29 protein-coding genes are annotated in these 26,064 nt (G+C 45.1%); 24 read left to right on the top strand and 5 right to left on the bottom strand.

Annotated elements, in window-relative coordinates; genetic code table 11:
- Positions 1-19: 19 nt before the first annotated feature.
- The 13 genes from EIZ58_RS27520 (at position 20) to EIZ58_RS27580 (ending at position 10,792) form a co-directional block, all read left to right on the top strand.
- Positions 20-1,120 (top strand): TAXI family TRAP transporter solute-binding subunit, encoded by a 1,101-nt coding sequence (locus tag EIZ58_RS27520; RefSeq protein ID WP_134704188.1) that lies wholly within the window; start codon positions 20-22, stop codon positions 1,118-1,120.
- A gap of 87 nt (positions 1,121-1,207) precedes the next feature.
- The gene (locus tag EIZ58_RS27525) at positions 1,208-2,464 is read left to right on the top strand and encodes an aromatic ring-hydroxylating dioxygenase subunit alpha (RefSeq protein WP_134704189.1); all 1,257 of its coding nucleotides are present in this window, start codon (positions 1,208-1,210) and stop codon (positions 2,462-2,464) included.
- Positions 2,465-2,522: 58 nt separating this feature from the next.
- On the top strand, positions 2,523-2,723 hold the full coding sequence (locus tag EIZ58_RS27530; protein ID WP_134704190.1) for a hypothetical protein: 201 nt from the start codon (positions 2,523-2,525) through the stop codon (positions 2,721-2,723).
- 18 nt (positions 2,724-2,741) lie between these two features.
- On the top strand, positions 2,742-3,485 hold the full coding sequence (gene phtC / locus EIZ58_RS27535; protein WP_167578006.1) for a 3,4-dihydroxyphthalate decarboxylase: 744 nt from the start codon (positions 2,742-2,744) through the stop codon (positions 3,483-3,485).
- Entirely contained in the window at positions 3,482-4,657 is a 1,176-nt protein-coding gene (locus EIZ58_RS27540; RefSeq protein ID WP_240689437.1) for a Gfo/Idh/MocA family protein, read from the top strand. Before phtC ends, EIZ58_RS27540 begins: the two co-directional genes overlap by 4 nt.
- Before the next feature lie 30 nt (positions 4,658-4,687).
- Positions 4,688-4,885 carry a 2-hydroxymuconate tautomerase gene (locus EIZ58_RS27545; protein ID WP_134704193.1) on the top strand — a complete coding sequence of 66 codons (198 nt, stop codon included), beginning with the start codon at positions 4,688-4,690 and terminating at the stop codon, positions 4,883-4,885.
- 21 nt (positions 4,886-4,906) lie between these two features.
- On the top strand, positions 4,907-5,821 hold the full coding sequence (locus EIZ58_RS27550) for a catechol 2,3-dioxygenase (RefSeq protein WP_134704194.1): 915 nt from the start codon (positions 4,907-4,909) through the stop codon (positions 5,819-5,821).
- 23 nt (positions 5,822-5,844) lie between these two features.
- A complete protein-coding gene (locus EIZ58_RS27555) occupies positions 5,845-6,663 on the top strand; it encodes an alpha/beta fold hydrolase (protein ID WP_134704195.1) in 819 nt (272 codons plus the stop codon).
- 18 nt (positions 6,664-6,681) lie between these two features.
- Positions 6,682-8,424 (top strand): non-oxidative hydroxyarylic acid decarboxylases subunit C, encoded by a 1,743-nt coding sequence (locus EIZ58_RS27560; RefSeq protein WP_134704196.1) that lies wholly within the window; start codon positions 6,682-6,684, stop codon positions 8,422-8,424.
- Positions 8,421-8,648 (top strand): non-oxidative hydroxyarylic acid decarboxylases subunit D, encoded by a 228-nt coding sequence (locus tag EIZ58_RS27565; RefSeq protein ID WP_134704197.1) that lies wholly within the window; start codon positions 8,421-8,423, stop codon positions 8,646-8,648. The genes EIZ58_RS27560 and EIZ58_RS27565 overlap by 4 nt, the downstream gene beginning before the upstream one ends.
- 129 nt (positions 8,649-8,777) lie before the next feature.
- Positions 8,778-9,359 (top strand): non-oxidative hydroxyarylic acid decarboxylases subunit B, encoded by a 582-nt coding sequence (locus EIZ58_RS27570; RefSeq protein ID WP_134704198.1) that lies wholly within the window; start codon positions 8,778-8,780, stop codon positions 9,357-9,359.
- Positions 9,352-10,446 carry a ParM/StbA family protein gene (locus tag EIZ58_RS27575; protein WP_134704199.1) on the top strand — a complete coding sequence of 365 codons (1,095 nt, stop codon included), beginning with the start codon at positions 9,352-9,354 and terminating at the stop codon, positions 10,444-10,446. Before EIZ58_RS27570 ends, EIZ58_RS27575 begins: the two co-directional genes overlap by 8 nt.
- Positions 10,447-10,450: 4 nt before the next feature.
- Entirely contained in the window at positions 10,451-10,792 is a 342-nt protein-coding gene (locus EIZ58_RS27580; protein WP_134704200.1) for a hypothetical protein, read from the top strand.
- Positions 10,793-10,839: 47 nt separating this feature from the next.
- Here EIZ58_RS27580 and EIZ58_RS27585 read toward each other — a convergent pair whose 3' ends face one another.
- A complete protein-coding gene (locus EIZ58_RS27585; RefSeq protein ID WP_134704201.1) occupies positions 10,840-11,625 on the bottom strand; it encodes an IclR family transcriptional regulator in 786 nt (261 codons plus the stop codon).
- 211 nt (positions 11,626-11,836) lie between these two features.
- Here EIZ58_RS27585 and nadC point away from each other — a divergent pair, with 211 nt between their 5' ends.
- Both nadC and EIZ58_RS27595 read left to right on the top strand, forming a co-directional pair.
- On the top strand, positions 11,837-12,697 hold the full coding sequence (nadC, locus tag EIZ58_RS27590; RefSeq protein ID WP_134704202.1) for a carboxylating nicotinate-nucleotide diphosphorylase: 861 nt from the start codon (positions 11,837-11,839) through the stop codon (positions 12,695-12,697).
- A gap of 100 nt (positions 12,698-12,797) precedes the next feature.
- Positions 12,798-13,754 carry a DMT family transporter gene (locus EIZ58_RS27595; protein ID WP_134704203.1) on the top strand — a complete coding sequence of 319 codons (957 nt, stop codon included), beginning with the start codon at positions 12,798-12,800 and terminating at the stop codon, positions 13,752-13,754.
- Positions 13,755-13,791: 37 nt separating this feature from the next.
- Here the strand turns inward: EIZ58_RS27595 and EIZ58_RS27600 are convergent, their stop codons facing one another.
- Both EIZ58_RS27600 and EIZ58_RS27605 read right to left on the bottom strand, forming a co-directional pair.
- Entirely contained in the window at positions 13,792-14,565 is a 774-nt protein-coding gene (locus EIZ58_RS27600) for an IclR family transcriptional regulator (protein WP_134704204.1), read from the bottom strand.
- Between the two features lie 16 nt (positions 14,566-14,581).
- Entirely contained in the window at positions 14,582-15,343 is a 762-nt protein-coding gene (locus EIZ58_RS27605) for an IclR family transcriptional regulator (protein WP_134704205.1), read from the bottom strand.
- Between the two features lie 130 nt (positions 15,344-15,473).
- Between EIZ58_RS27605 and pobA the strand changes: the two genes are divergently transcribed.
- Positions 15,474-16,655 (top strand): 4-hydroxybenzoate 3-monooxygenase, encoded by a 1,182-nt coding sequence (gene pobA / locus EIZ58_RS27610; protein ID WP_134704206.1) that lies wholly within the window; start codon positions 15,474-15,476, stop codon positions 16,653-16,655.
- A 42-nt stretch (positions 16,656-16,697) separates the two neighbouring features.
- Here pobA and EIZ58_RS27615 read toward each other — a convergent pair whose 3' ends face one another.
- Both EIZ58_RS27615 and EIZ58_RS27620 read right to left on the bottom strand, forming a co-directional pair.
- A complete protein-coding gene (locus EIZ58_RS27615) occupies positions 16,698-17,633 on the bottom strand; it encodes an amidohydrolase family protein (RefSeq protein WP_134704207.1) in 936 nt (311 codons plus the stop codon).
- A gap of 36 nt (positions 17,634-17,669) precedes the next feature.
- A complete protein-coding gene (locus tag EIZ58_RS27620) occupies positions 17,670-18,446 on the bottom strand; it encodes an IclR family transcriptional regulator (protein ID WP_134704208.1) in 777 nt (258 codons plus the stop codon).
- A gap of 254 nt (positions 18,447-18,700) precedes the next feature.
- Here EIZ58_RS27620 and EIZ58_RS27625 point away from each other — a divergent pair, with 254 nt between their 5' ends.
- The 8 genes from EIZ58_RS27625 to EIZ58_RS27660 all read left to right on the top strand — a co-directional run bounded on the left by EIZ58_RS27625 (position 18,701) and on the right by EIZ58_RS27660 (position 25,931).
- On the top strand, positions 18,701-20,176 hold the full coding sequence (locus EIZ58_RS27625; protein WP_134704209.1) for an aldehyde dehydrogenase: 1,476 nt from the start codon (positions 18,701-18,703) through the stop codon (positions 20,174-20,176).
- Between the two features lie 72 nt (positions 20,177-20,248).
- Complete coding sequence (locus EIZ58_RS27630) at positions 20,249-20,983, top strand: 2-keto-4-pentenoate hydratase (RefSeq protein ID WP_240689440.1); 735 nt, start codon at positions 20,249-20,251, stop codon at positions 20,981-20,983.
- Between the two features lie 27 nt (positions 20,984-21,010).
- Positions 21,011-21,895 carry an acetaldehyde dehydrogenase (acetylating) gene (locus EIZ58_RS27635; RefSeq protein WP_134704211.1) on the top strand — a complete coding sequence of 295 codons (885 nt, stop codon included), beginning with the start codon at positions 21,011-21,013 and terminating at the stop codon, positions 21,893-21,895.
- Positions 21,896-21,908: 13 nt separating this feature from the next.
- A complete protein-coding gene (dmpG, locus tag EIZ58_RS27640; protein WP_134704212.1) occupies positions 21,909-22,937 on the top strand; it encodes a 4-hydroxy-2-oxovalerate aldolase in 1,029 nt (342 codons plus the stop codon).
- Between the two features lie 13 nt (positions 22,938-22,950).
- On the top strand, positions 22,951-23,736 hold the full coding sequence (locus EIZ58_RS27645; protein WP_134704213.1) for a 2-keto-4-pentenoate hydratase: 786 nt from the start codon (positions 22,951-22,953) through the stop codon (positions 23,734-23,736).
- A gap of 18 nt (positions 23,737-23,754) precedes the next feature.
- Positions 23,755-23,949, top strand: a complete 195-nt coding sequence (locus EIZ58_RS27650) for a 4-oxalocrotonate tautomerase (protein WP_134704214.1) — start codon at positions 23,755-23,757, stop codon at positions 23,947-23,949.
- Positions 23,950-23,979: 30 nt separating this feature from the next.
- Positions 23,980-24,783, top strand: coding sequence for a DODA-type extradiol aromatic ring-opening family dioxygenase (locus EIZ58_RS27655; RefSeq protein ID WP_134704215.1), 804 nt, complete (start codon positions 23,980-23,982; stop codon positions 24,781-24,783).
- 368 nt (positions 24,784-25,151) lie between these two features.
- Entirely contained in the window at positions 25,152-25,931 is a 780-nt protein-coding gene (locus tag EIZ58_RS27660; RefSeq protein ID WP_134704216.1) for an IclR family transcriptional regulator, read from the top strand.
- Positions 25,932-26,064: the final 133 nt, after the last annotated feature.

The raw sequence follows: 26,064 nt of genomic DNA on the forward strand, positions 1-26,064 counted from the left end.
AATCCTAGGGGGAAAAAGTATGAAGAAACGACTTGCTGCATCGTTTATTACCGTAATGGCTAGTTCTCTGCTGTTAATTGGATGCGGAGGACAACCGACTGCTAAGGAACCAAGTCCTGCAACACCCGCTTCACCACAAGCTTCTGCACCTGCTCCAGAAACGCCTGCAGCAACCCAACAGCCGCAAGGTGCAAAAGTCGTCGATTCTATGGTTTTGACCTTGGGTGGTGCCTCACCTGGTGGGTTTTGGTCCCTCATTGGTGAAGGTATTGGGAATATCATTCGTGAAGCCGTACCCAATACCCAATTTAGTTACGTGACAGGAAATGGGGTTTCTAATACGATTCAGGCTGCTAACGGAACAATTGAATTGGGATTGGCTCATAATTTTGAAGTGAAAGCTGGCCTCGAAGGTGCTGAGCCGTTTAAAGAAAAGCTGCCGGCTGTAACGGCCATTGCAACCATGTATAACAATGCACCCCAGCAGTTCATAATGACTCAGGAATTTGCTGATAAGTATGGAATTACTAGCTTAGCAGATATCGCAGAGAAAAAGCCGCCAATTAAAGTAGCTGTGAACCAGAGAGGAAATTTAACCGAAGCTATTAATCGCTATGCTTTTGAAGCCAATGGCTTCAATTATGAAAATATCAAGAGTTGGGGCGGGGAAGTATACTATGAACCTTATAAGCCTGCTGCCGACATGATGAAGGATAATAAAGTTGATTTGTTTGGAGTGCCTGTATTCGCACCCGACGGGAAGATGCTAGAGCTTTTGACTGCTAAGAAGCTAGTCATGCTACCGATAGACGAAAAGGCACAACAATTATTACATGAGAAGTTAGGAATTCCTGCTGGGGTGATTCCTGCTAACTCCTATGAATTCCAGAAAGAAGATGTGGCGACTTCGAACGCCTCTGCTATTCTAACAGTTGATCCGAATTTGTCTATCGATGAAGCATATACAATTACCAAAACATTAGTAGAAAATCTTGATAAGATCAAGGCGCTTCACAAGGATCTTAAGATTTTAACACCTGAGATTATGGCGAATGTCGCGCCGGCCAATCTACATCCAGGGGCAGAACTTTACTATAAGGAAGCTGGCATTATCAAGTAATTATCTATTAGGGTGTTTAAAGAGTTGCTGCTATGAAATAGCAGCAACTCTCAAAAATAATAATCAGGGATACGAGGAGGAGAACGTATGTTAACAAGAGAGCAAAACGATACCTTAACGCAAGTAGGACCAGGCACCCCGATGGGGGAATTGCTTCGCAAGTATTGGTTCCCCATCGGAGCGGTTTCTGAACTTGAGACCAAACCAACGAAAAAAGTTAAACTGCTAGGTGAAGACTTAGTTTTATATAAAGATCGAAGCGGAAACTACGGTCTTGTACAGGAACGATGCCCACACCGCGGAGTATCCATGGTGTATGGGATCCCTGAGGAAGATGGCTTGCGCTGCCAATACCATGGCTGGTGCTTCAATAAAAAAGGGCAGTGTACCGAACAGCCCAATGAACCAGCGGACAGCACCTTTAAGAATCGTATCAAGATCAAGGCGTATCCTGTGGAATCTTTAGGTGGCTTGCTATTCGCCTACCTCGGCCCAGAGCCTGCACCGCTCCTGCCGAAATATGATCTATTTGTCCGCGAAGACGTTATTCGTACGATCGGATATGCGGTAATCCCTTGCAACTTCTTTCAAATTATGGAGAATTCACTTGATCCTGTCCACTTGGAGTGGTTGCACGGCCGATACTTTGAACATGTTTTTGAGCAGCAAAACAAGGACGTTGAAAACTGGTATATCAGCAAGCATCACGTGAAAATCGGATTTGACGTGTTTAAGCATGGGATTATTAAACGCCGCTTATTGGAAGGGCAAACCGAAGATTGCGATGGCTGGAAAATTGGCCACCCAGTCGTATTCCCGAATATGCTTCGAGTAGGTGATGGAGCCATCCATTCTTTTCAAATCCGAGTGCCGATGGATGATAAAAATACGTACCATCTCTGGTATTCCTGCTTTATTCCTGGAGAAGGAGTAGAGATTCCGAAGGATTATCCGATCACCTATTGGGAAGCCCCATTAACAGACGAACATGGCGAGCTCGTTACCGATTACATTGACGGCCAAGATGCGATGGCTTGGGTCACACAAGGTGAAATCGCCGATCGAACAGAGGAAAAGCTGGGAACAAGCGATAAAGGGATCATTATGTACCGCCAGCTTTGTATGGAGCAAATCAGGAAGGTGGAGAATGGCGAAGATCCGATGAATGTTTTCCGTAATCCTGAGGAAAACGAAAACATAGAATTGCCGCAAGAGCATGATATTTTCATGGAAGGGCCGATGCTTTTCAAGGTGGCCAAAGAATGGAACACCCGCTATGCCCCGAACATTGACGAAATTCTTGATATCTTAAAGAAGAAAAAGTCGCCAGCAAACGTAGACTAAGGATCAAATCGGGGTTCCTTTGGATACAAAGGAACCCCCTCTAGAAAGGAGAAACAGCATGTCAAAGAACGAAGAGAAGATCCCAGGAAAGGGAATCCAATTTTGCCCAAGCTGTGCCCACCCTCTCAACGATCCTAAAAGCATATTGAATGAGTATTGGATTTCGGAAGATACGGCCTATTTTTGCTGGTGCAAGAACTGTTCATGGAAGGGCGACATTATTAAGACAACCCGAATGGTAGCCCCAGAGCTCGTTTAGAAAATGGAGGGAGAAATTATGTCAGACCTACAAGAGTTAAGAGAGAAGGTAGCTTTGTCCTGCCGGATCATTGCGATGAATGGTTTGGTAGATGATATTTTAGGACACGTGAGTGTAAGAGTTCCTGGCTCAGATGAGATGCTGCTCAGATGCCGAGGGGAGGAGGAGTATGGGCTACCCTTTACCACCCCTAGCGCTATTCGAAAAATGAATTTTGATGGAGAAGGTCCGGAATTAGGAGACCGATATAAAGCCCCTAAAGAACACCCTATTCATGGGGAAATTTATAAGGCACGCCCCGAAGTCGGCTGTGTCATCCATTGTCATCCGCCGGCAGCCATTTTTTGCAGTATAGCCGAATTGGAGTTCCGGCCGATCTTTGGTGCCTATAACATCCCAGCAATGCGAATGGCTTTAGAGGGAATCCCGCTTTTTCCTAGCTCTGCTTTGATTACGCGTCCGGAAATGGTCACGCCGATGATTGAAGCTATGGGTAATAAGCACATTTTATTAATGAAAGGACACGGTATTACCGTTACGGGCAGAACGGTAGAGGAAGCTACGGTTCGCGCCCTGAATTTTGATGTCTTAGCCAAAGCTACATTAGAGGTGGCTAAAACAGGGAGAACAGCGGAACATATTTCGTTGGAGGATATCGAAGAATTGCCTGATTTAGCGCCACTGCTTCCAGACGGGGATAAATGGGTCTGGAGATATCAAGTGAAAATGCTAGAGGACAGGGGATGGGGGTTAGAGCGATGAAGCTGCGGATTGGAATTGCAGGGTTGGGCATAGCAGGAAGCTCCTTGCTTCCCGCTATCAAGAAGCATCCGCATGTGGAGGTTACTGCGGCGTCGGGCAGAAACAAGGAGAGGCTAGAGAAATTTGCCCATGATTACGGGGCAGATATCCATTACAGTATGGAGGAACTCTGTCAAAACCCCAATGTGGATGCTGTTTACATAGCGACGCCGACTGAGCTTCACAAAGAGCATGTCCTGATCGCAGCTGAACATAAAAAGCACATTATCGTTGAAAAGCCCATCGCTACTTCATTGGAGGATGCAGATGCACTAATTGCTGCAGCAGAGAGCAATGGCGTTCAGATGATTGTTGGGCATTCCCATAGCTTTGAACCCCCTATTCGAAAGATTCGAGAAATTGTTAAGAGTGGGGAAATTGGCTCCCTTCGCATGATTAATAATTGGTATTTCAATGATTGGATCTATCGTCCTCGCACCCCCGAGGAACTGGATACCCGGCTTGGAGGGGGGGTTACTTACCGACAAGGCTCGCACCAATTTGACATTATCCGTTATATCGGAGGCGGAAGATTGCGAAGTGTGCGTGCTATGACCGGAGTTTGGGATCGAGATCGCCCCACAGAAGGAGCCCATGCCGCCTTTTTGGAGTTTGAAGATGGTACGGGAGCAACTGCCGTTTATAACGGGTATGATCATTTCCATACGACGGAACTTACCTTCGGGATTGGTGAAGGAGGTCCTTTAAATACCACTGGTATATACGCCAGCTCTAGAAGAGCAGTTAGAGAAGTAGCTGATCCAGCTATGGAAACACAATTAAAAAGCCAAGCAGGCTATGGCGGATCCCGCGCCAAAAAATATGATTCTGAAGAAATTCATCAGCCATTTTTCGGTTTGACTATTGTAAGTTGTGAGAGAGGGGACATTCGCCAATCACCTAATGGATTATTCGTTTATGGTGAGGATGAAAAAGTAGAGATTCCTTTAAATGAAGAGACAGGACGCGATGTGCTTATTGCCGAGTTATATGATGCGGTGCATAAAGGACGCAAAGCTGTCCACGATGGGCGATGGGGAAAAGCGAATTTGGAGGTTTGTATTGCTGTACTTAATTCAGCAAGAGAGAGAAAGGAAATCTACTTATCCCATCAAACCTCGGTAATAGATTAAAGATACTCTAGCGGAACGGAGGCACTGCGAATGCCATTTATACGCGTGGATATATTGGAAGGACGTTCAGAGGAGATGAAACGTCAGCTAATCACGGAGCTGACCGATGCGGCTGAGCGTGCCTTATCAGCACCTCGAGAGACCATTCGAGTTGTACTCACCGAGATTCCCAAACAATATTGGGCGGTTGGCGGAACCCCCATGTCTGAGCGTCAAGTGAAAAAATAATTTAGAAGGGGACTGTTTTAAATGGGCGTAATGAGAATTGGACGTGCAGAGCTCCGAGTGATGGATATGGAAAAGGCTGTTGATTACTACACCCGCGTGATTGGATTAGAGGAAACGGGAAGAAGGGACGGTCGTGTCTATCTCAAGGCTTGGGATGAGTATGACCATCATAGCTTAATCCTTCAAGAGGCGGATTCTCCTGGAATGGATCACTGTGCTTTTAAGGTTGAAACGCTAGAGGATCTTGCTCGTTACGAGAAGAAGATTGAACACTTTGGCTTAACGCTGAAAAGAGTATCAAACCGCTCCCGTTTGGGAGAAGGAGAGGCAATACGCTTCGAGCTTCCAACAGGGCATCAGGTGGAGCTCTTTCACGAGATTGATTATGTCGGGAAAATCATGGGTTTGGAAAACCCTCATCCTTGGCCAGATAACCTAAGAGGCATTGCGCCGCACCGTCTTGATCATGTTCTTCTGACAGGCGATGATGTCGACAGTACGACTCGTTTTTTTATCGAGGCCCTTGGCTTCCACCAAAGTGAAAAGATCATGAGTGTGGATGGGGAAGTTACGATCGGAAGCTTCTTGTTTACGAATAATGGAAAACCTCATGAGATTGCATTTATTAAAGGTCCGGATAAGAAATTGCATCATGCGGCTTTCTTTGTTGACAACTGGTACGATGTGCTAAAAGGAGCCGATATCCTTTCCAAAAATAATGTTCCTGTGGAAGTAACGCCAACTCGCCATGGGATTACGAGAGGGCTCACCACTTATTTCTTTGACCCATCCGGCAATAGAAATGAAGCATTTGCTAGCGGATACATTACGTATCCTGACTTTAAGACGATTACCTGGACAGAAGATAAGATTGGCCAGGGTATATTCTACCACCGAAGAGAAATGCTAGAGTCCTTTGGGCGGGCATTAACTTAAAACGTATAGAAGGAGGGGGAGAGATGAGTGATCAAGGCAAGTTCGTAACAGCAGGGGGGATTCATACCCATTATCATGAAAGCGGGGAAGGGGAACCTCTTCTCCTGATCCACGGATCAGGACCGGGAGTATCCGCTTGGGCCAATTGGAGACTGGTATTTCCGATCCTTTCTGAAAAGTACCATCTGTATGCGCCAGATGTCGTCGGATTTGGCTATACGGAAAGACCACATGACATTTCGTACTCTGTCGACACTTGGGTGAATCACCTTATTTCTTTTATGGAAGCAAAGGGTCTAGAGAAAGTGTCCATTATCGGCAACTCGATGGGCGGTGCTTTAGCCCTCCAGATCGCCCAGCGGAGGCCAGATCTTGTTCGCAAATTGGTACTTATGGGAAGCGTTGGGATTGAATTTCCGATAACAGATGAATTGGATGCCGTTTGGGGATATACGCCAAGCTTTGAAAATATGAAAAATCTTGTGGCTACTTTTTCATCTAACAGCAGCTTGGCTGACAATGATGATCTTGTCCAGCTGCGCTATCAGGCTAGTATTCAAGAAGGTTTTCAAGAATCCTACGCAGCGATGTTCCCGGCGCCTAGACAAAGGCATGTTAATGCCTTGGCCTTGACTGAAGAAAAGTTAAGGAAAATCGATTGTCCCGTATTGCTAATCCATGGACGTGAAGATCGGATTATTCCACTTGAGTATACAAGCTGGAGAATCTCGCAGTTGATACCCGAAGCCGAGCTTCATGTTTTTTCCCAATGTGGGCACTGGACACAAATCGAAAAAACGAAGCCATTCACGAATCTCGTATCGGAGTTTCTAAGTCGTTAACAGCAGAGGGGGAGACCTATGTATAAGGTTGAATTGGCGGAGCATGAAGAAGTATCCTTCGTATGCTACGAAGGAGAGGATGTCCTAACTGCAGCCAAACGGCAAGGGGTAAGCATTCCTTCCGGTTGCCGAAGTGGCGGATGCGGAATGTGTAAAATTAAAGTACAAGAAGGGGAGTACCAGATTGGCACCAGTTCAAAGGCGGTGCTAACGGAGACCGAGCGAGGCCAGCGTTTTGCCTTAGCTTGCCGAACCTTTCCCAAGAGTGGGCTCTTGCTTTCCAATGTAACGCATGAAGCAGCGGAGCCAAATAGTAAGGAATCGAAAAAAAAAATAAATTCCCTTCGTGACTTCCTTGATTTGCTCAAAAAGCATGCACAATGCATTACTTGGCCAGAGTCAGTCATGCCGGAGCCAGATATCCGTAATATTGCGGTAGCTGGGGCACGGGATGCCAATGGGGGACCTGCCATCCTGTTTGATCAAATAAAAGGATACCCAGGAAAAAGACTGGCTCTTGGTGTCCATGGCAGCTTCGATAATCTTGCCTTATTAATGGGTCATCCAAGAGGAACGACGGTAAAGGAGCTATTCTATGACCTGGCTGATCGCTGGGGAGCGACTAAGGGACAGCTGATTCAGGTTCCTCCAGAAGAAGCGCCTGTTCATGAAGTGCGGATTGAAAAACAAGTTAATCTGTATGACCTCTTGCCATTGTTCAGGATCAACGAGTATGATGGCGGGTTTTATATTGGGAAGGCAAGCATTGTCTCACGAGATCCTCGGGAACCAGATGACTTCGGCAAGCAAAACGTGGGGATTTACAGGCTTCAGGTTCATGGGCCCGATTTGCTTTCATTAATGACCATTCCTAGCCATGATATCGGCAAACAAATCATGATGGCAGAAAAGGATGGCACTCCTTTTAAGATTGCGATTATGCTAGGGAACCATCCGGCGATGACGTTATTTGCCGGGACTCCGCTTGGTTATTCAGAATCAGAATTTACTTATGCATCGGCCATGATGGGGACCCCCCTTTATCTGACGAAATCAGGCAATGGGTTGGATATTTTAGCTCATTCCGAAATGGTGATTGAAGCTGAACTTGTTCTTGAAGAGCGCATATTTGAAGGACCTTTTGGTGAATTCCCGGGGAGCTATAGTGGGGTGCGCAGAGCGCCCATGTTTAGAGTGACGGCCGTTTCTCATCGCAAGGACCCCATTTTTGAGAATATTTATATTGGAAAAGGCTGGACTGAACATGACACTTTAATCGGCTTGCATACCTCGGTACCGGTTTACGCCCAGTTAAGAGAAACCTTTCCTGAGGTTGTTGCAGTCAATGCCCTTTATCAGCATGGGCTAACAGGGATTATCTCGGTAAAAAACCGATTTGGTGGCTTTGCCAAATCCGTGGCCTTGAGAGCCTTGGGTACACCGCACGGAGTGATGTACTTAAAAAACATCATCATGGTCGACGAGGATGTGGATCCGTTTGATCTGAATCAAGTCATGTGGGCTCTATCCACGCGTACGAGGGCAGATGATATTATGGTTCTTGATAATATGCCGATGGTCCCGATCGATCCCTCTGCAGTGGTTCCGGGAAAAGGCCATCATCTGATCATCGATGCAACGAGCTACGCAGCACCCGATACGTCTGGCGACGATGCCAAGATTGTGACCCCGCCTACGGGACGCCACATTGATGACTTAGCGAAGAAAATTAGAGGACTTCAAGAGGAGGCGTTAAAATGAGCGGCTGTCCTCGTTGTGAGAAAAAGCAATTGCGAGTAGAGCATAAGGGGTATGAAAACAATCAATTAGTCTGGACTATTTATTATTGCCACAGCTGCTCTTTTAGTTGGAGAGATACGGAACCAGAAACGACGATTGTCCATCAGAAAAGGGATTCCTTCTTTAGGGTGGAAATGGATCGCAAAGAAAAATACCCTATCGTTCTCCCACCAGGCCTTATTTGATTGTTGCTTTTAGCGATTTATAGCAAATTTTGCTTAAATCGCTCTTCGCCCTTTCGAGATGATGTGAAAACTCCTCAGTCGAAAGGGGGAAGAACATTTAACGCTAAGCTAAAGAAAGAGGGGTTGATCATGAAGATCATCGTGGGTATTACTGGAGCGACTGGTGCTATATTTGGAATTAGACTGCTGGAAGCCTTAGGTGAAGCAGGTATCGAGACTCACCTCGTCTTGTCTAAATGGGCAGAAACGACCATCCGGCTGGAAATGGAATATACGGTAGAGCAGGTTCAAGCGCTAGCCTCTGTTATGCACAGTTCGATGAATCAAGCGGCGTCTATTTCCAGTGGATCTTTTCGAGTGGATGGCATGGTGATCGCTCCATGCAGCATGAAGACACTGGCATCCATTCGAATGGGGTTTGCAGATAATTTAGTGAGCCGAGCAGCGGACGTAATACTAAAAGAACGAAAAAAACTGGTTTTGTTAACGAGGGAAATGCCATTAAATGACATTCACTTAGAAAACATGCTGGGATTGTCACGCATGGGTGCGGTGATTCTGCCGCCGGTTCCGGCTTTCTATAATCATCCTAAGACGATTGAAGATATCGTGAATCACATTGTTGCTCGGACCTTAGATCAACTAGGCATTGATAATCAGCTGACCCATCGCTGGATGGACCGGAAACCGAAAGGAGAAGCACATGTATAAAATTTCAGTAGACCCAGGGTACGGTTATGTCAAGGCGATTAGTGAATCTGGAAAGCAAGTCCGGTTTCCGTCTTTGGCAGCCCCCTCGCACGACCGGTTTCTGACTGGTTTGCTAGACTCATATGGGAACGGAGATCTATATAAGGAATTGGTCGTACACTATGAAGATGAAGATATTGCTGGCGAGTTTTTCGTAGGGGATCTAGCGAAGCATAGTCGGTTTGCTTCTTCTGCCTACGATGAAAACAAAATTAATCATATTCATACCAAAGTGTTCTTGGCCTCGGCTGCTTTGTTATTGGCACCTGATCAAGAGAAGATTTGGATCGGATGCGGATTGCCGCTGGAGCATTTTAAGGTTCAGCGAGAAGAAATGCAGGACATGCTGCACAGCTTTAGGGCTAAAGTTCGGATATTCGGAAAGACGAGAGATATTTCTTTTGAAAAGGTTTCGATCTTTGCCCAAGGGGCCAGTAGTGTCTATGATGCGCTGATGTATCACAATGGTCGTCCACGGTATCCGGAACTGTTAAGAAAAGGCAGCCAGATTGCAATGATCAATTGGGGAACGAGGACGGTGGACGTGGTCGTATTTAAGGTCGATGACGCATTTCAAATCCAGCCCGAGCTGTCATTTACATTGGATGATTATGGGGCAATGGAGATTCGCAGAATGCTGCAGCAAACGTTTAGCAAGGAAACAGGATACACCATTTCCGTATTGGAGGCGGAACAAATATTACAAGATAAAGGCCTCTTTTATTACAAAGGAAAAGAATATAACTTTTCTTCTTATATTACGGTTTTGAAGAAGCATTTGACCAGACTGGTCTTTGATAGTATCAAAAGCCGATGGGGAGCCCAAAGCGGGTTTATCCGAACCGTCTTTTTTTCTGGCGGAACCGTGGAAGATCTAAAGGATGCGGTGGATTTGACCTCTTTCCACCATGATGTCCATCTTGTGGAAGATCCGCAGTTTGCAGATGCAAGGGGAGTGCTGTATATGATGAGACTCCAGCAAATGAAAAGAAAGGGAGATGCATCGCTTGGAAACTTGCAGCCAGTTAGCGCGATGAATCAGGGGTAATGGATTGAAAATAGACTGCCGATTGGAAGAGGGGACGCAGCTGGCCCAGCATCTGCAGAAGCTTCAGGAAATGGGAAGAGGCAAAAAAAGCGAATATATCCGGAATGCGTTGGAGTTTTACTATACTTTTGGCGAGAAGCAAGAAGCCATGATGAACATATTGCTAGAGTTGAAAGAGCAGCAAGAAGCCGTAATGAGGAGGTTAGACAATTTAGAGGAGACGAGAGGCAGAGTTAATAGAGACTGCACTGTGGAAGAAGAGAAAGATCCATCGCTTGGCGAAGGGATATCAGACGATGCGGTCATTGAGTATTTATCCACAGGTATGAAGGATATCGCATTCTAAAGTATAAATAGATCAATCACCCCTTCAAATGAAAGGGTGATTTTCTTTTACCCTTTGTAACCTAATCTCCGAGAAATTTCGTTTGCAGCATCCTTAACCTTGTTCGCATAGGTTGCTAGATTCTTTGAATTCATCCGTTGGACGGGTCCCACTATGGAAACGGCAGCAAACACGTGACTTGATTGGTTTCGTATGGGAGCGGCGATCCCCACTACGCCATCTAGCAATTCAGAACGGCTAATGGCATACCCCTTCTCTCTTATTTCTTTTAGATTCTGCCTTAATTGATCGGGGTTAATGATAGTCGATTTCGTGAAGGGCACCAGTTCTTCGCTTAAGATTTCTTCTAAGGTTTGTTCATCCTGGAAGGCGAGGATGGCTTTCCCTGAACTTGTGCAATACGATGGATTGGACTCACCTACTCGAACAAAAAACCGAACCCTATGGCTAGATTCTACGGTATTTAAATATGTGACCCGTGAACCCTCCAATATACTGACATGTGTAGTTTCATTGATATCCTCCACAATCCTCTGCAAGACGGGTAGAGATTCCCGATGTACATCTAATTGAGAGGTAACGATCGAACTGAGTGAAAGGAGAGAAACTCCTAATCTATATTTTTGGCTTTCAGGATCTTTAACGACAAATCCCTCACTGGCAAGGGTAAGCATGAGTCTGCTAATCGTGCTTTTTCCTACCCCAAGTGTTTTGGCCAAATCAGCCATCCGTTTTTCGGGCTCTTCCATGGTGAAGCTTTTTAAAATCCGAAGAGCGTTTCGAACGGAAGCAAGTGAGTAGTCCCTTTGTGAGGATTCGGTTTGAAGCTCCATGCAGTTAACTCCTTTCCGAAAAGATAAAAGGTTAAAAATATTATGTATTGTTAATTATAGCCTAAAAGAATGTGTGTGACTAGCTGGCATTAAGTTTATACATAAAAATATTGTTGTCCCGCATGAAGGAACCTAGATCTTTTATATTAGACAATGATTAAATAAAATAAGATAAATTTATAAATTCTTACAATGAAAGGGAAAAGATAAAATGATACTAAATCAAATAAAACTAAAAGAACTGATTAAAATCTGGCTTGAAGAAGACATCGGGTTTGGGGATGTAACTACTCATGCAACGATCCCTAATGAAAATAACGGTATTGGTTTAATCGGAGCAAAATCGCAGGGGGTTATTGCTGGCCTTCCCATCGTTCAGGCCATTTTCTCTGAAGTAGATCCACAGCTCGAGTTTAAGCCTTTAGTGGAAGAGGGGCAATGGGTCGAAAAAGGGACGGTACTTGCTGAGGTGAATGGCAAAGTAGCTTCCATCCTAACCGGTGAACGTGTGGCCTTAAATGTCATTCAACGAATGTCAGGGATCGCGACTAAAACTTATCGCTTGGTTCAGGCAGCGAAACAAGGGAATCCCAATATTCGTATTGCGGATACGAGAAAAACAACCCCAGGTTTGCGGATGATTGAAAAATATGCGGTTACGGTAGGTGGGGGTACCAGTCACCGATATGGGTTGTTTGATGCGGTTCTGATCAAGGATAATCATATTAAGGCATCAGGTGGAATTTTGAAGGCCGTTGAACAAGCCAGAAAGGCTATCCCTCACACGATGACTATTGAAGTGGAAGTTGAAAGCATTCCTCAGGTGCTTGAAGCACTTGAAGCCAAGGCAGATATTATTATGTTTGATAATATGTCAATCAAATTAATGAAGGAAGCACTCTCTTTGATTGGTGACCAAGCGTTGACGGAAGCCTCCGGAGGGATTATGATTGACAACATTGCGGATATTGCTGCATTAGGAGTCGATGTCATCTCAATGGGAAGCTTAACGTATTCCGTGGAAGCACTGGATATTAGTCTAGATCTTTTTGATAGGAAAGATAGGGACTAGCGAATATTACTATTTGTAGTGAAAAAAGGTGGATTCCCCCTTCTTTTTTTCAGCCCTGAAGGAAAGAGTACGCGAAGAATAAAAGAGAAAGAGGAGTCGTATGGGAGAATTTTTAGCTATTTTTGCGCTGTTTCTATTCTCAGCTAATATTATATTAACGAAAGTAGCTTCGGGACGACTTGATCTGCATCTGGGATTTCTAATATCCGTCACGGTTAATGTCTTGTTTTCCTTTTTGCTGCTCATCGTACAGTTTGGGTTTCGAGAAGATCCCTTCCAAATGAATTATTTAGGTTTTTTCTTTTTCCTCTTGGCAGGTTTTTTTAATACGTATCTTGGAAGATGGTTTTTCTTTGATTCAATAGCCATACTTGGACCTGCTAAGGCTAGCACCTTTCAGGTGAGTAACCCCTTATTTACCGTTGTGATTGCGTGGGTCTTCTTAGGTGAACGGCTATCTTGGTTGGATGCTCTTTCCATCATTGTAGTGCTGCTTGGATTATTTTTTGTCAGCTATAATCCTGAGCTGTTTTCCAAAAAGCAAACGGCTGCTGCAAGAGAAGTAGTAGAAGTAAATACTCCTGCCCAAGAGAGGCGTTGGTCCTCAAAGTGGAAGCTTTTACTTCAGTCTGGGATTTTCCTCGCTTTTTTCAGTACACTCTCTTATGCTATAGGAAATGTTCTGAGAGGAGCGGCCATTCAGACATGGAATGAGCCCATTTTAGGAGGGTTAATTGGAGCAGCAATGGGCCTTTTTCTTCACTATAGCACTAGTGCCCATAAAAAGAACTTATGGCGATCTCTAAAGCAAGCAGACCGAAAAGGATTTTATTACTATGTAATTAGCGGGATTCTAACCATTACGGCTCAAATTTGCGTAATTGCATCGATGTGGTATATTCCGGTCTCCATTGCTACGCTGATCACCTTATCCACGCCGCTACTGGTAACGCCTATGAGTTACTTCTTGTTGAAAAATCAGGAAGGGATCGGATTACTTACGGTAGTAGGCATTGTCTCTGTCTTAGCTGGAATAACGATGATTGTATTGTTTTAGAAGGTATATAAGGCTGACATCTGTCTTAGACAGATCGTCAGCTTTTTTTATTTGCTTTCATTACATGTCTCGTTATTTCCTCCGCCGCCAGAACCACCCATTTCGTTATCTTAGGTATAGTCCCTTGATGTATGCGCTGGATCGGACCCGCAACCGTCACGCAAGCGATGGCGTAGCCTTGCGGATTTTTGACCGGGGCAGAAACAGAAGAAACTCCGTCATGGTATTCTTCCACACTAATTGCGAAACCTTGTTGTCTAATCTTTATAAGAAGCTGACGTAGGGCTTCCGGTTCTGTAATCGTCCGGGATGTATACTTCTCAAGCTTTCTTTCCAAAAACTGCTCGATCATAGCAGAAGGCTGGAACGCCATCAGCACTTGCCCTGAGCTCGTACAATGGGCAGGATTCTGCTTGCCGACATGGGAGAGGAGTCGGACGGGATGAGAGGAATCTATTTTAGAAAGATAGGTAGATTCCAAATTTTTCAGAACGGCTAGATGGACCGTTTCTTGACATTGATTTCGCAGCTTTTCGAGAATGGGCAGGCTCATTCGGTGGAGAACGTTTCTGGAATGAACGACGCTTCCAAGAGCTAGGATGGAAGTCCCTAATCGATACGTGTGAGACAAGGGATCCTTGGTAAGAAAGCCTTCACTTACTAGGGTGGTGACGAGCCGATGTGCCGTACCTTGTGCTACCCCTAGCTGCTCAGCGATATCTTTGATTCGCCATTCTGAATCTTCTAGAGTAAAAAGGTCTAAAACACTCAAAGCATTGTCCAATGAACTAGCCCTATTTTTTTGCTCCATTTCTTTCACTCCTCGATTAGTAGCCTAGTTTCTTAGATAGCTCGGCAGCGGCTTGTTTAAGCTTTTCGATACACATTGGAATCGCCTCTTGGGTTAATCTTCCTGTTGATCCTACGATATTTAATGCCGCGGTGACCTCACCCGTATAGTCTCTGACGGGAACAGCTAGGCTGGCAACACCGGCATGCAGCTCTTCGATGGCTAGAGAATAGCCATTCTGGCGAACTTGCTTTAAATCTTTCAAAAAGGAACCAGCTTCTGTAATCGTGTTCGGTCCATAGGGAGCTAGAGGGTTTCCTTGAAGGAATTCCTGAATTCTCTCCTCCGTTTGGTAAGCAAGAATGACTTTGCCAGCACTGGAACAGTGGGCAGGATTCCTTTTGCCGATATGAGAAAGCAGCCGTACAGGATGGCGGCTTTCAACCTTATGTAAGTACACAATCTCACGATCTTCTAAGATGCCGATATGAGCGGCTTCGCCGAGCTGTTCCACGAGCCGGTTCAGGAGCGGGATGGACTCACGGTAGATGTCATGGTGAGTCATCAATACTCCGCTTAGCGTTAGTAAAGCTAGTCCAAGTTGGTAGCGATCGTTCTCTATGTTTTTCTCAAGATAGCCTCTATTTGTCAAGGTTGCCATCAACCGATGAGTTGTACTTTTACTGAGCCCTAGGCTTGAAGACACCTCTGTAATCCCCCATTCGGGTCGGTCAGGGGTAAAGAGGCGCAAGATCTGCAGAGCATTTTTTACTGAATGAATGAGATAGTCTCTGGCCATAAGAGCTCCCTAAAAAAATTTTGTTTGTTCCATATTGCAGAAGATTGATCTTCTATAGGGAACGGTTTTATTATACATTGGATTCAGAAGGATTGAAACATTTCTATAACTGTCAGGGGGAGAAATCCATATGCGTACACAAGTTGGAATCATTGGTGCAGGTCCTGCGGGGTTAATGCTGTCTCATCTGCTGCATCTGCAAGGGATTGAATCCGTTATCATTGAGTGCCGAAGCCAGGAAGAAATAGAGGGAACGATTCGTGCAGGCGTTTTAGAGCAGGGAACGGTTGATTTAATGAATGCTATAGGGGTAGGAGAGCGCATGATGCGTGAAGGCCATTTCCATCATGGGATTGAACTACGCTTCAATGGAGAAAGTCATCGGATTAACATGAGTGCGCTTACGGAAGGGAAGAATGTCACCGTATATGCCCAGCATGAAGTAATTAAGGATCTAGTTGCCGCAAGAACCCAAGCGGGGGGTGAGATCTTATTTAATGTGAAGGAGGTCAGCCTGCATGATCTAGATTCAGATCAACCTAAAATTCGTTTTCGCAACCAAGATGGCGATTTGCAAGAGCTAAACTGTGATTATGTGGCAGGCTGCGATGGATTTCACGGCCCGAGCCGACCGATGATTCCTTCCAGTATCCGCAAGGAGTACCAGAAGATATATCCTTATGGATGGTTGGGAATTTTAGTGGAGGCACCTCCGTCCGCACCTGAATTGATTTACGCCAATCATGATCAAGGCTTTGCCCTTCTTAGTACCCGTTCACTGGAGATTCAGCGGATGTATCTTCAAGTCAATCCGAATGATGATATTGCGGAATGGTCGGATGATCGAATCTGGGGACAGCTCCATGAGCGTTTAGCGACGAAGGATGGATGGAAGCTGATTGAAGGCCCTATCATTCAGAAAGGCATTATTGCCATGCGTAGCTTCGTTTGTGATCCCATGCAGTATGGCAGGCTGTTCTTGGCTGGAGATGCGGCCCATATTGTTCCTCCAACGGGAGCAAAAGGATTGAATTTGGCTGTAGCTGATGTTCAAGTTCTCGCTCGCGCACTAGACGCTTTTTATAAAAAAGGCCAAAAAGATTTACTCCAAGATTATACCAAGACATGCCTAAGAAGAGTATGGAAGGCTGAGCGCTTTTCCTGGTATATGACTTCCTTGCTGCATACGGACCCTAAGCATTCTCCCTTTGAACGCCGGATCCAGCTAGCCGATTTGGATTATTTGACCTCTTCTCGTGCCGCGATGACAAGTCTCGCTGAAAATTACGTCGGGTTGCCTATGGAATGGTAAAAAACGATAAAACGCCTCTAAATTACAGAGGCGTTTTATTTCTTACCTTAGTAGTGTTTCTACCCCAAGGTTTGATTGTACGGCAGGAGGCCATGCGCACAAATCAAAGGGGTAGTCAGAACCCGGGACAACTCGATCTTCGCCAACAACATCAATGAGATAAGCTAGACTCGCTTCATTCCATAGAACGGAATCAAACCAGAAGCGGCGTAAATATTGAATAGGTTCCGCTTGCAAGGCTTGAGAGACTATGCTCCATTTTTCATAGCCTTTGTTCAATCTTCCAATCTGATAAGGTAAGAAACCTCCACCGTGGGCAAGAAGGATCTTGGCATCCGGGTAACGGTCTATCATACCGCTAAGCAAAATATCCGTTGCGCAAATCGTCGTTTCCCAAGGAACGCCAATGAGATTGGGCATCATCCGCTGTTTGAGGCGCGGGTCTTCGGCTAGCAAAGGGTGGATAAAAATGACGGCTTTCTGATGATTGGCTTCTTCCCAGAACGGGGCAAAGAATTCATGAGTAAGCATTTTATCCGTTAGTCCAGGACCGATGATGGCACCTTTAAGCCCTAGGTTCATAGCCTCACGCAGTTCCTTTGCTGCTTGTTCAGGGTGGTTAAGGGGAATGGTAGCTAAGGCTGATAACTGGCTAGGATGTTCCCTTACCCATTGGGCAAGAGCGCGATTGTATACAGTAGAAACTTCACTCGTTAAATCGGCTGGAAAGTCATACATGAATAATTGGGGGATTGGTGAAACCAGGGAGTGGGCTACTCCAGCTTTTTGCTGCTCTTCTAGGTAAAGGGCAGGATTGATGAAGGATTCCTTCAATTCAAAGCCCCACTTATTATTAATAGTAAGAAATTCTGCTTGAGCAGGGCTTTTCCTTTCCCACTTAGCGTGGACTACTTCCTGATTTTCTTTCAGCCAGTCTAATACAGCGGGTGGGATGAAATGGGTGTGCATATCGTACATAAGAACCTCTCCTTTATGTTTTATATGTAGAGGCTACTAGTTGCATTTCCAGTAGCCTAAACTTTCGGATATTTCTGCTGCTGCACTTTTAATCTTACTAATAATACTGGTGCTATAAGGATTTAATCGATGGACGGGTCCTATAACCGTTACGGCATAGACCACTTTCCCGGTATAGTCTCGAATCGGGGCGGCAATTGAGGCAACACCATCCGTGATTTCTTCAATACTGACGGCATATCCTTGTCTTCGAATCGTGATTAAAGATTCCAAGAAGTCATTGGGATCCGTGATCGTCTTGGCAGAATATTTTTCAAGGCCTCTTTCCATAAAGCGGTTAATCTCCTCTTTACTCTGATAGGCAAGGATGACTTTACCAGAGCTTGTACAGTGTACAGGGTTTCTTCTGCCAATATGAGAAAGAATTTGCACGGGGTGCTTGCACTCTACACGATTGAGGTAGATCACATCGGAGTCTTCCATCACGGCAATGTGGGCCGTTTCTCCTACATCGTCAACGAGACGTTGCAGTATGGGGAGGGATTCACGATGAATCTCTAGATTCGAAGTGGCCACCGTGTTCAAATGTAAGATGGATAAACCTAAGCGGTATTTTTGTGTTTCTGGATCTTTTACGACGAAGCCTTCGCTGGCTAAAGTAGCCAATAATCGGCTGACTGTACTTTTTCCAATTCCAAGGGATGTGGCTAGATCAGTTACCTTTTTTTCGGGTTCTTCTATAGAAAAGCTGCGCAAGAGTCGCAAGGCATTTTTTACGGATGAAAGCAGATAGTCTTGGTTTTTATTTTCCATCTGAGTCTTCCTTTCATTGAGTTGTTCCATATAAAACAACATTAAACCTGTATAGTATACAACTATTATATTAACATATAAAGCGGCAAACTCAATAGTTTTAAGGCTTTATCGCAACTAATAAAAATATTTTTTATTGTTGCGTATAGCGGAACGCCAGTGTTGCATGGTGAACTGAGGTGAATTATTATTGGAATATAAGAAATGAGAAAATTCACGAATTGATGAATTTATAATCCTAAGGAGGTCCTCCCATGCAGGTTCAGACTACAGTTGATCAAGAAGTTAAGGCTTTTGATTGCTTACATTTTATTAATGGCCAATACGTCGTTTCTCACAATGGAAAAACCTTTAACAACGTAAATCCAGCCAACGAAGAAGTACTAGGCCAAGTTTCCGAGGGTGGAAAAGAGGAAATCGATCTTGCAGTAGCAGCAGCAAAGAAAGCGTTAAATGGACCTTGGAAAAAGATGACGTTAAATGACCGTATTGCAGTGATCCGACGAATTGGTGACATCATCCTAGAAAGAAAGGATGAATTAGCCAAGTTAGAATCATTAGACACGGGTAAGCCTTACTGGTTGGCCAGTACGATAGATATTCCGCGTTCAGCTTACAACTTCCACTTTTTCGCCGATTATTTAAGAGGATTGGGTACAGAAGCCTACCAAACGGATGATGTAGCTATCAATTATGCCATCCGCCGTCCGGTTGGGGTAGTAGGGTTGATCAATCCTTGGAATCTTCCGCTTCTACTATTAACTTGGAAGCTGGCACCATGTTTAGCTGCTGGAAACACCACCGTTATTAAGCCAGCTGAACTGACACCTATGACAGCCACTTTATTAGGAGAGATTTGCCGGGAAGCTGGCGTTCCAGACGGTGTGGTGAATATCGTTCACGGATTCGGTCCTGATTCTGCGGGTTCCGCTTTAACGGAGCATCCGGATGTCGATGCGATTTCCTTCACAGGTGAAACGACAACAGGTAAGGTTATCATGAAAGCAGCTGCGCAGTCTCTAAAGAAGCTTTCATATGAGCTAGGCGGAAAAAATCCAAACATCATCTTCGCAGATTCTGATTTAGATGAAGTGATTGAAACTACATTAAAATCTAGCTTTATTAACCAAGGTGAGGTTTGCTTGTGCGGTTCCCGTATTTATGTTGAGCGACCTGTCTACGAGCAGTTCGTAGAAAAGTTTGTGGCTAAGACCAAGGAGCTAGTGGTGGGGGATCCATTTGATCCAAAAACCAAAGTTGGAGCTCTTATAGGGGAAGAGCATTATAGCCGTGTCATGAGCTATGTGGAGTTGGCGAAGGAAGAAGGAGGCCAAATCTTAACAGGTGGTCGCCGCCCAGAGGGATTGGAAAAAGGATTCTATCTAGAGCCTACCATCATTGCAGGGCTAGACCGCAATTGCCGCGTCGTTCAAGAAGAAATCTTTGGTCCCGTAGTCACGGTGATTCCGTTCGACTCGGAAGAAGAAGTAATAGCGCAAGCAAACGATACTCATTATGGATTGAGCGCATCCATCTGGACGAATGACCTGCGAAGAGCCCACCGTGTGGCAGGACAAATCGAAGCAGGTATTATCTGGGTAAACACTTGGTTCCTGCGTGACTTGCGGACTCCATTCGGCGGAATGAAGCAGAGTGGAATCGGTCGTGAAGGCGGCATGCATAGCTTTGAATTCTATAGTGAACTAACGAATATTTGTATCAAGTTATAGGAGGGAATAACATTGAGTTCGAATCATACCGAGAAAGCCGTTCGTTTTTCTAATCATCTTGCTCAAGCCACCATCCAGCGTCAGGGCGTAGCCCCCCTGACGTCCTTGGATCCTGAGCTTACCATTGAAGAAGCATACCAAGTCCAGCTCGTGACGATCAACAATCTGATTGATAGCGGCCAGCGTGTCGTCGGAAAGAAGATTGGCTTAACCTCACTTGCTATGCAGAAGCTGTTAGGCGTAGACCAACCGGATTATGGACATTTACTCGACAGTATGGTCGTGGAAAATGGCGGAACGATTTCTTTCGAGAAAGTGTTACAGCCTAAAGTAGAAGCGGAGATCGCGTTTGTATTAAAGAAAGATTTGGTGGGTCCGCGCGTAACCGTCTTGGATGTATTGCAGGCGACAGATTACGTGGTTCCTGCGTTGGAGATTGTAGATAGCCGTGTAGCGGATTGGAAAATTAAGCTTCAAGATACGATTGCAGACAATGCGTCATCTGGTCTTTATGTGTTAGGCGGTAAGCCCGTTTCCGTTGATCAGGTAGACTTAGCTTCGCTTGGCGTAGTTCTTACCAAGAATGGAGAGATCATGAATACCGGAGTAGGAGCAGCGGCTCTAGGTCATCCCGCTACTTGTGTAGCCTGGTTAGCAAACAAGCTTCATGAGTTCGGAATAACCCTTCGTGCGGGAGAAGTGATCTTGTCAGGAGCGCTTTCTGCTGCCGTGAACGCAGAGCCAGGAGATCATTTTCAAGCGCGTTTTGCCCATCTTGGTGAAGTGAACGTACGCTTTACGAGCTAAAAGACGATAGAGGGGAGCTAAATCATCATGTCGAAAATGAAAGTCGCCATTCTAGGCTCAGGAAATATTGGAACAGATCTTATGATGAAATTAGAACGATCGGATATCTTGCAATTAACAACGGTGATCGGGATTGATCCGGAATCCGATGGACTTAGACGTGCGAAAGAGCATGGCTATGAAGTGATTAGTACCGGGATCGAAGGTTTTCTTGAACGTCCGGAACTAGCTGACATCGTATTTGATGCCACCTCAGCAAAAGCACATTTGCGCCATGCGAAGTTACTAGAAGAAGCGGGGAAAATCGTACTGGATTTGACCCCTGCTGCAATAGGATCCCTGGTGGTTCCTCCTGTTAATCTTGGCGAACATTTAGACCAAACGAACGTCAACCTTATTACTTGCGGAGGCCAAGCAACTATCCCTATCGTGCATGCGATCAACCGAGTAAGTCCTGTAAGCTACGCGGAAATTGTAGCAACGATTTCCAGTAAAAGTGCTGGACCTGGGACTCGTGCGAATATTGATGAATTTACGCAGACTACTTCACGGGGGATTGAAGTGATCGGTGGTGCAAAAAAAGGAAAAGCCATCATCATCCTTAACCCGGCGGAACCGCCAATTTTGATGAGAGACACGGTTCATGCCTTAGTTGAGGAAGGAACGATGAATGAAGCGGGAGTAACCCAGTCCATTCTGGATATGGTCAATACGGTGCAGTCCTATGTTCCTGGTTACCGTTTGAGAACGGAACCGATTTTTGAAGGAAATCGGGTGACAGTTTTCTTGGAAGTAGAAGGAGCTGGCGATTATTTGCCGAAGTATTCAGGGAACTTAGATATTATGACAGCCGCAGCTGTTAAAGTAGCAGAAGAACTGGCCAAACATCAGATGGCCCATAAAGTGGTGTAAGGAGGGAATGGAGATGACCAAGCAACGTGATATCTATCTAACAGAAGTAGCTTTGCGTGATGGGAGTCACGCGATCGCTCACCAATTTACGGTCGAGCAGGTTCTCGCCGTGGCAAAGGGACTTAACGATGCCAACGTACCCTATATTGAGGTGGCGCACGGGGATGGATTAGCCGGTTCCTCTTTGCAATATGGGCTATCCCGCACTAACGAGTTCGAGCTCATTGAAGCGGCTGTTTCCGTCTGCGATCAAACCAAAGTAGCCGTCTTGCTGTTACCGGGTATCGGAACAGTGAAAGAACTGAAGCAAGCGGCGGACCTAGGAGCCAAGATGGCTCGTATCGCGACACATGTCACCGAAGCAGATGTATCCGCACAGCACATCTATAAATCCAAGGAATTAGGGCTTGAGACGGTTGGATTCCTTATGATGTCCCATATGGCACCTGTGGAGAAGCTGGTGGAACAGGCGAAACTCATGGAGAGCTATGGAGCGGATATTGTTTACACGGTGGATTCAGCTGGAGCGCTACTTCCTCACCAAGTAAAAGAACGCATCCAAGCACTCAAACAAAGTCTAAGTGTTGAAATCGGTTTCCATGCGCACAATAATTTATCTTTAGCTATGGCTAATACGCTCGTGGCGATTGAAGAAGGTGCTACTCGTATAGATGGAAGTGTGCGCTGCTTAGGAGCGGGAGCGGGCAATACGCAAACGGAAGTGTTGGTAGCCGTCTTGGATCGTCTAGGGATCGAAACAGGTGTAGATCTATATAAGATGATGGATATTGCTGAGGATATTGTGGCTCCGATTCTTCAAGTTCCTCAGGAAATTACCCGCGATAGCCTTGTTCTTGGCTACGCAGGCGTGTATTCCAGCTTCCAGCTGCATGCTCAGCGTGCTGCGAAAAAGTTCGGCATTGATTCCCGCGATATCCTCATTGAGCTAGGAAAGCGGAAAGTGGTCGGCGGACAAGAAGACATGATTGTAGATGTAGCAGCCGAGATTGCCAAAAAGCGTCAAGAAGTGGCCGTTCGATAAGGGAGGATAAGCGATGAGTGGATTAGATATCAAAGCAACAGCCGATTTTTTGAATCGCGCTGAGTTAGAAAAAAAAGAGGTTACTAGAATTACGATTGAACATCCGGAGCTATCTGTTAAGGATGCTTATAAGATCCAAGAAGAATTGGTTTCTTTAAAGCTTCAAAATGGAGATCGAATCATTGGGCCGAAGATGGGCTTGACCAGCCAGGCGAAAATGAAGCAAATGAACGTGGAAGAACCAATCTATGGATATGTATTTGATTATATGCTGATCCCTGACGGAGGCACTCTTTCTATGAGAGATGTGATTCATCCTAAGGTGGAAGTAGAGATTGCCTTCATTATGGGGAAAGATCTAGAGGGGCCTGGCGTTACGGGTGCCCAAGCATTAGCTGCTACAGAATACGTGATTCCTGCCTTGGAAATTATCGACAGCCGTTATGAGAACTTTCAGTTTACCTTGTCTGATGTAATAGCGGATAACGCCTCGACTTCTAGGGTCGTGTTCGGTAATCGCATGGTGAAACCGGAAACTCTAGAACTAGATCTAGTAGGGGCAACGCTCTCTATTAATGGAGAAATTAAAGACTTGGGTGCTGGTGCGGCGGTAGTGGGTCACCCTGCAAACTCTGTAGCCATGCTTGCTAATATGTTGGCGAGAAAAGGACAAAAAGTGAAGGCTGGAGATGTAATTCTAACTGGAGGCATAACGGGTGCTGTGTTGTTATCAGTTGGAGATACAGTAACAGCGAAGCTGGACGGACTAGGAGAAATCGGGTTTAAGGTTGCAGAATAATAAAGGTGGAATGACAAGATGCCAATCATCAACATTCAAATTGCTCAAGGAAGAACAGAAGAGCAAATTAAGGAATTGATCCAAAATTTAACGAACACAGCGTCAGAAACGCTAGGAGCACCCAAACAGAATGTTCGGGTGATCGTTACAGAGGTTCCCAAGACCCATTGGGGAATCGGCGGGACCGCCATGTCCGATATTCCTGGGAGATAAAAGCAAAATCTAATTGGGGGAGGGCTCGGAATGACCATTGAATTAGGCGTAATAACAGCACACGTTCCGCGCATTTGCTTTGAAGATCGAGCACCTGCATTCTATCAACCTTTAATTCAAGGAATGAAACAGGTTGCACAACAAATTGAGCGGATGAAGCCGGATGCCGTCATTCTCATTTCTACTCACTGGCAGTCAACCTTTGATCATTTTGTCGATGCCACACCACGGCATAAAGGAGTCTTAACGGCTTTTGAAGCACCTGATCTCATCTCGGATGTAGCCTATGATTACCCGGGAGATGAGGAGCTAGCAACCCAATTGGTTGAAGCCGGATTGAAGGAGAATCTCCGTATTTTGAAGGTCAATGATCCAACCTACGTTTTGGATTACGGGACGGTCGTGCCTCTTCGATATCTCGTTCCAAAAGAGGATATTCCTGTGATTGAGCTTTCCTGCTGCTGGGCTGCCAACCTAGAGGAAACCTATAAATGGGGCAGAGTCATGGCAAAGGTATGTCGTGAAAGCAACAAAAAGATCGTCTTTGTAAGTAGTGGTGCCCTTGCGCATAATCTTGTGCGTGGTCCGGAAAAGATGCCTACTTTGGCGGAACAAGCGATGGATAATCAGTTTATTGAATATCTTAACAAGAATGACTATCAAACGGCTTGGGAGATGCTTCCTCAATATGCAAGAGCAGCGGGTATTGAGGCTGGCGGAAGGCATTTAGCTGCTTTGTTAGGATTCCTTGAAGGAAGCTATCAAAGTAAGTTTCTTGGTTACGGTCAATCTTCAGGCAGTGGAAATGTCATTATGACATTTACTCCGCAATAAACTTAATGTAACCCAGGAGGTCTTAAACCGCCTGGGTTATTTTGATAATCTCCGATGCTCCCTCCGGTGAATGGAGGCGCGGAAAAAGATTAACCGGATCGTATTCCGACTAATTACTAAAAATAGGGTAAAACACACGATATAATCGGAGGAAACTCCGACTATTTCAATATAAATCCCTAGAAACACTCCTCACTGACCAAATAACCGGAATGTCTTCCGTCTAAATGGTTTATTTTGTATGCTCTCATTAGAATAACCGCAATCCCCTCCGGTTGTTTTCACACCCTGCCTGGCATCCACTCTAGCATCGCCCTGGTCGGGTGATATAATGGAGATAATACTTATACATGAATTGGAGAATATAGATGAGGGATTTAAATGTTGAACCGATTAGAGCTGTAGAACGTGCCATCCAAATTTTAAATTGCTTCAGCTTCGAAAGACCTAATCTATCAATAGAAGAGATTGTAGAAAAAACAGGATTAGCAAAAGCCACGGCATACCGTTTACTGTGGACCCTGGAACGAAACGGACTGATCCAGTTTGATCAAAGAGCGAATCAATATCGCTTGGGACATAAATCCATCGAATATGGCGGCATTGTCTTAGAGAATTTAGATATTAGAAGAGAAGCTGAACCTTTCTTATTAGATTTATTTGAGGCCACGGGCCACTCAACCGTTCTCGCCGCACAGCAAGGAAAGAGCCTTCAATATCTATTAAGGTTTGACAGTGATGAAGACTTTCAGCCCCGTAATTTTATTGGGAGAAGAAGAATCCTCCATAACGGAGGATTCGGTATTGTGCTGTTAGCTTATCAGAGTGCTGATTTTGCTTCAGCGTTACTTGATGAATATCCGCTCGTGCCCTTGACTCCTTTTACCTTGGTGGATAAGAAAAAGTTTATGAATCGGCTGGAGGACATCCGAGCAGCTGGCGTTTACGTTGATGCAGATGAAACGTTTGTAGGCTTCACCGCCATAACAGCTCCAGTTTTTCAGGGGAAGGATGTGATTGCTGTAATTGGAATTTCAGGCCCAAGCTTCAAAATGGAAGGACAGGCTAGGGAGGATTTAATCAACCAGGTTGTTGCGACGGCGAACAAAATTTCTCAACAATTGGGCTATTCAAAGCACATCTTTTAATAAGGATGTGCTTTTTGTATTGGTCTAAATCGTTTGACAAGCGGAAAAATTTTATATATATTTTATATATGAAGTCACTTGATGAATTATTGATTCACTAGATGAATTTTAAACAAATAAGTACGATAAATTC

Source organism: Ammoniphilus sp. YIM 78166 (assembly GCF_004522215.1).
Classification (GTDB): Bacteria; Bacillota; Bacilli; order Aneurinibacillales; family RAOX-1; genus YIM-78166.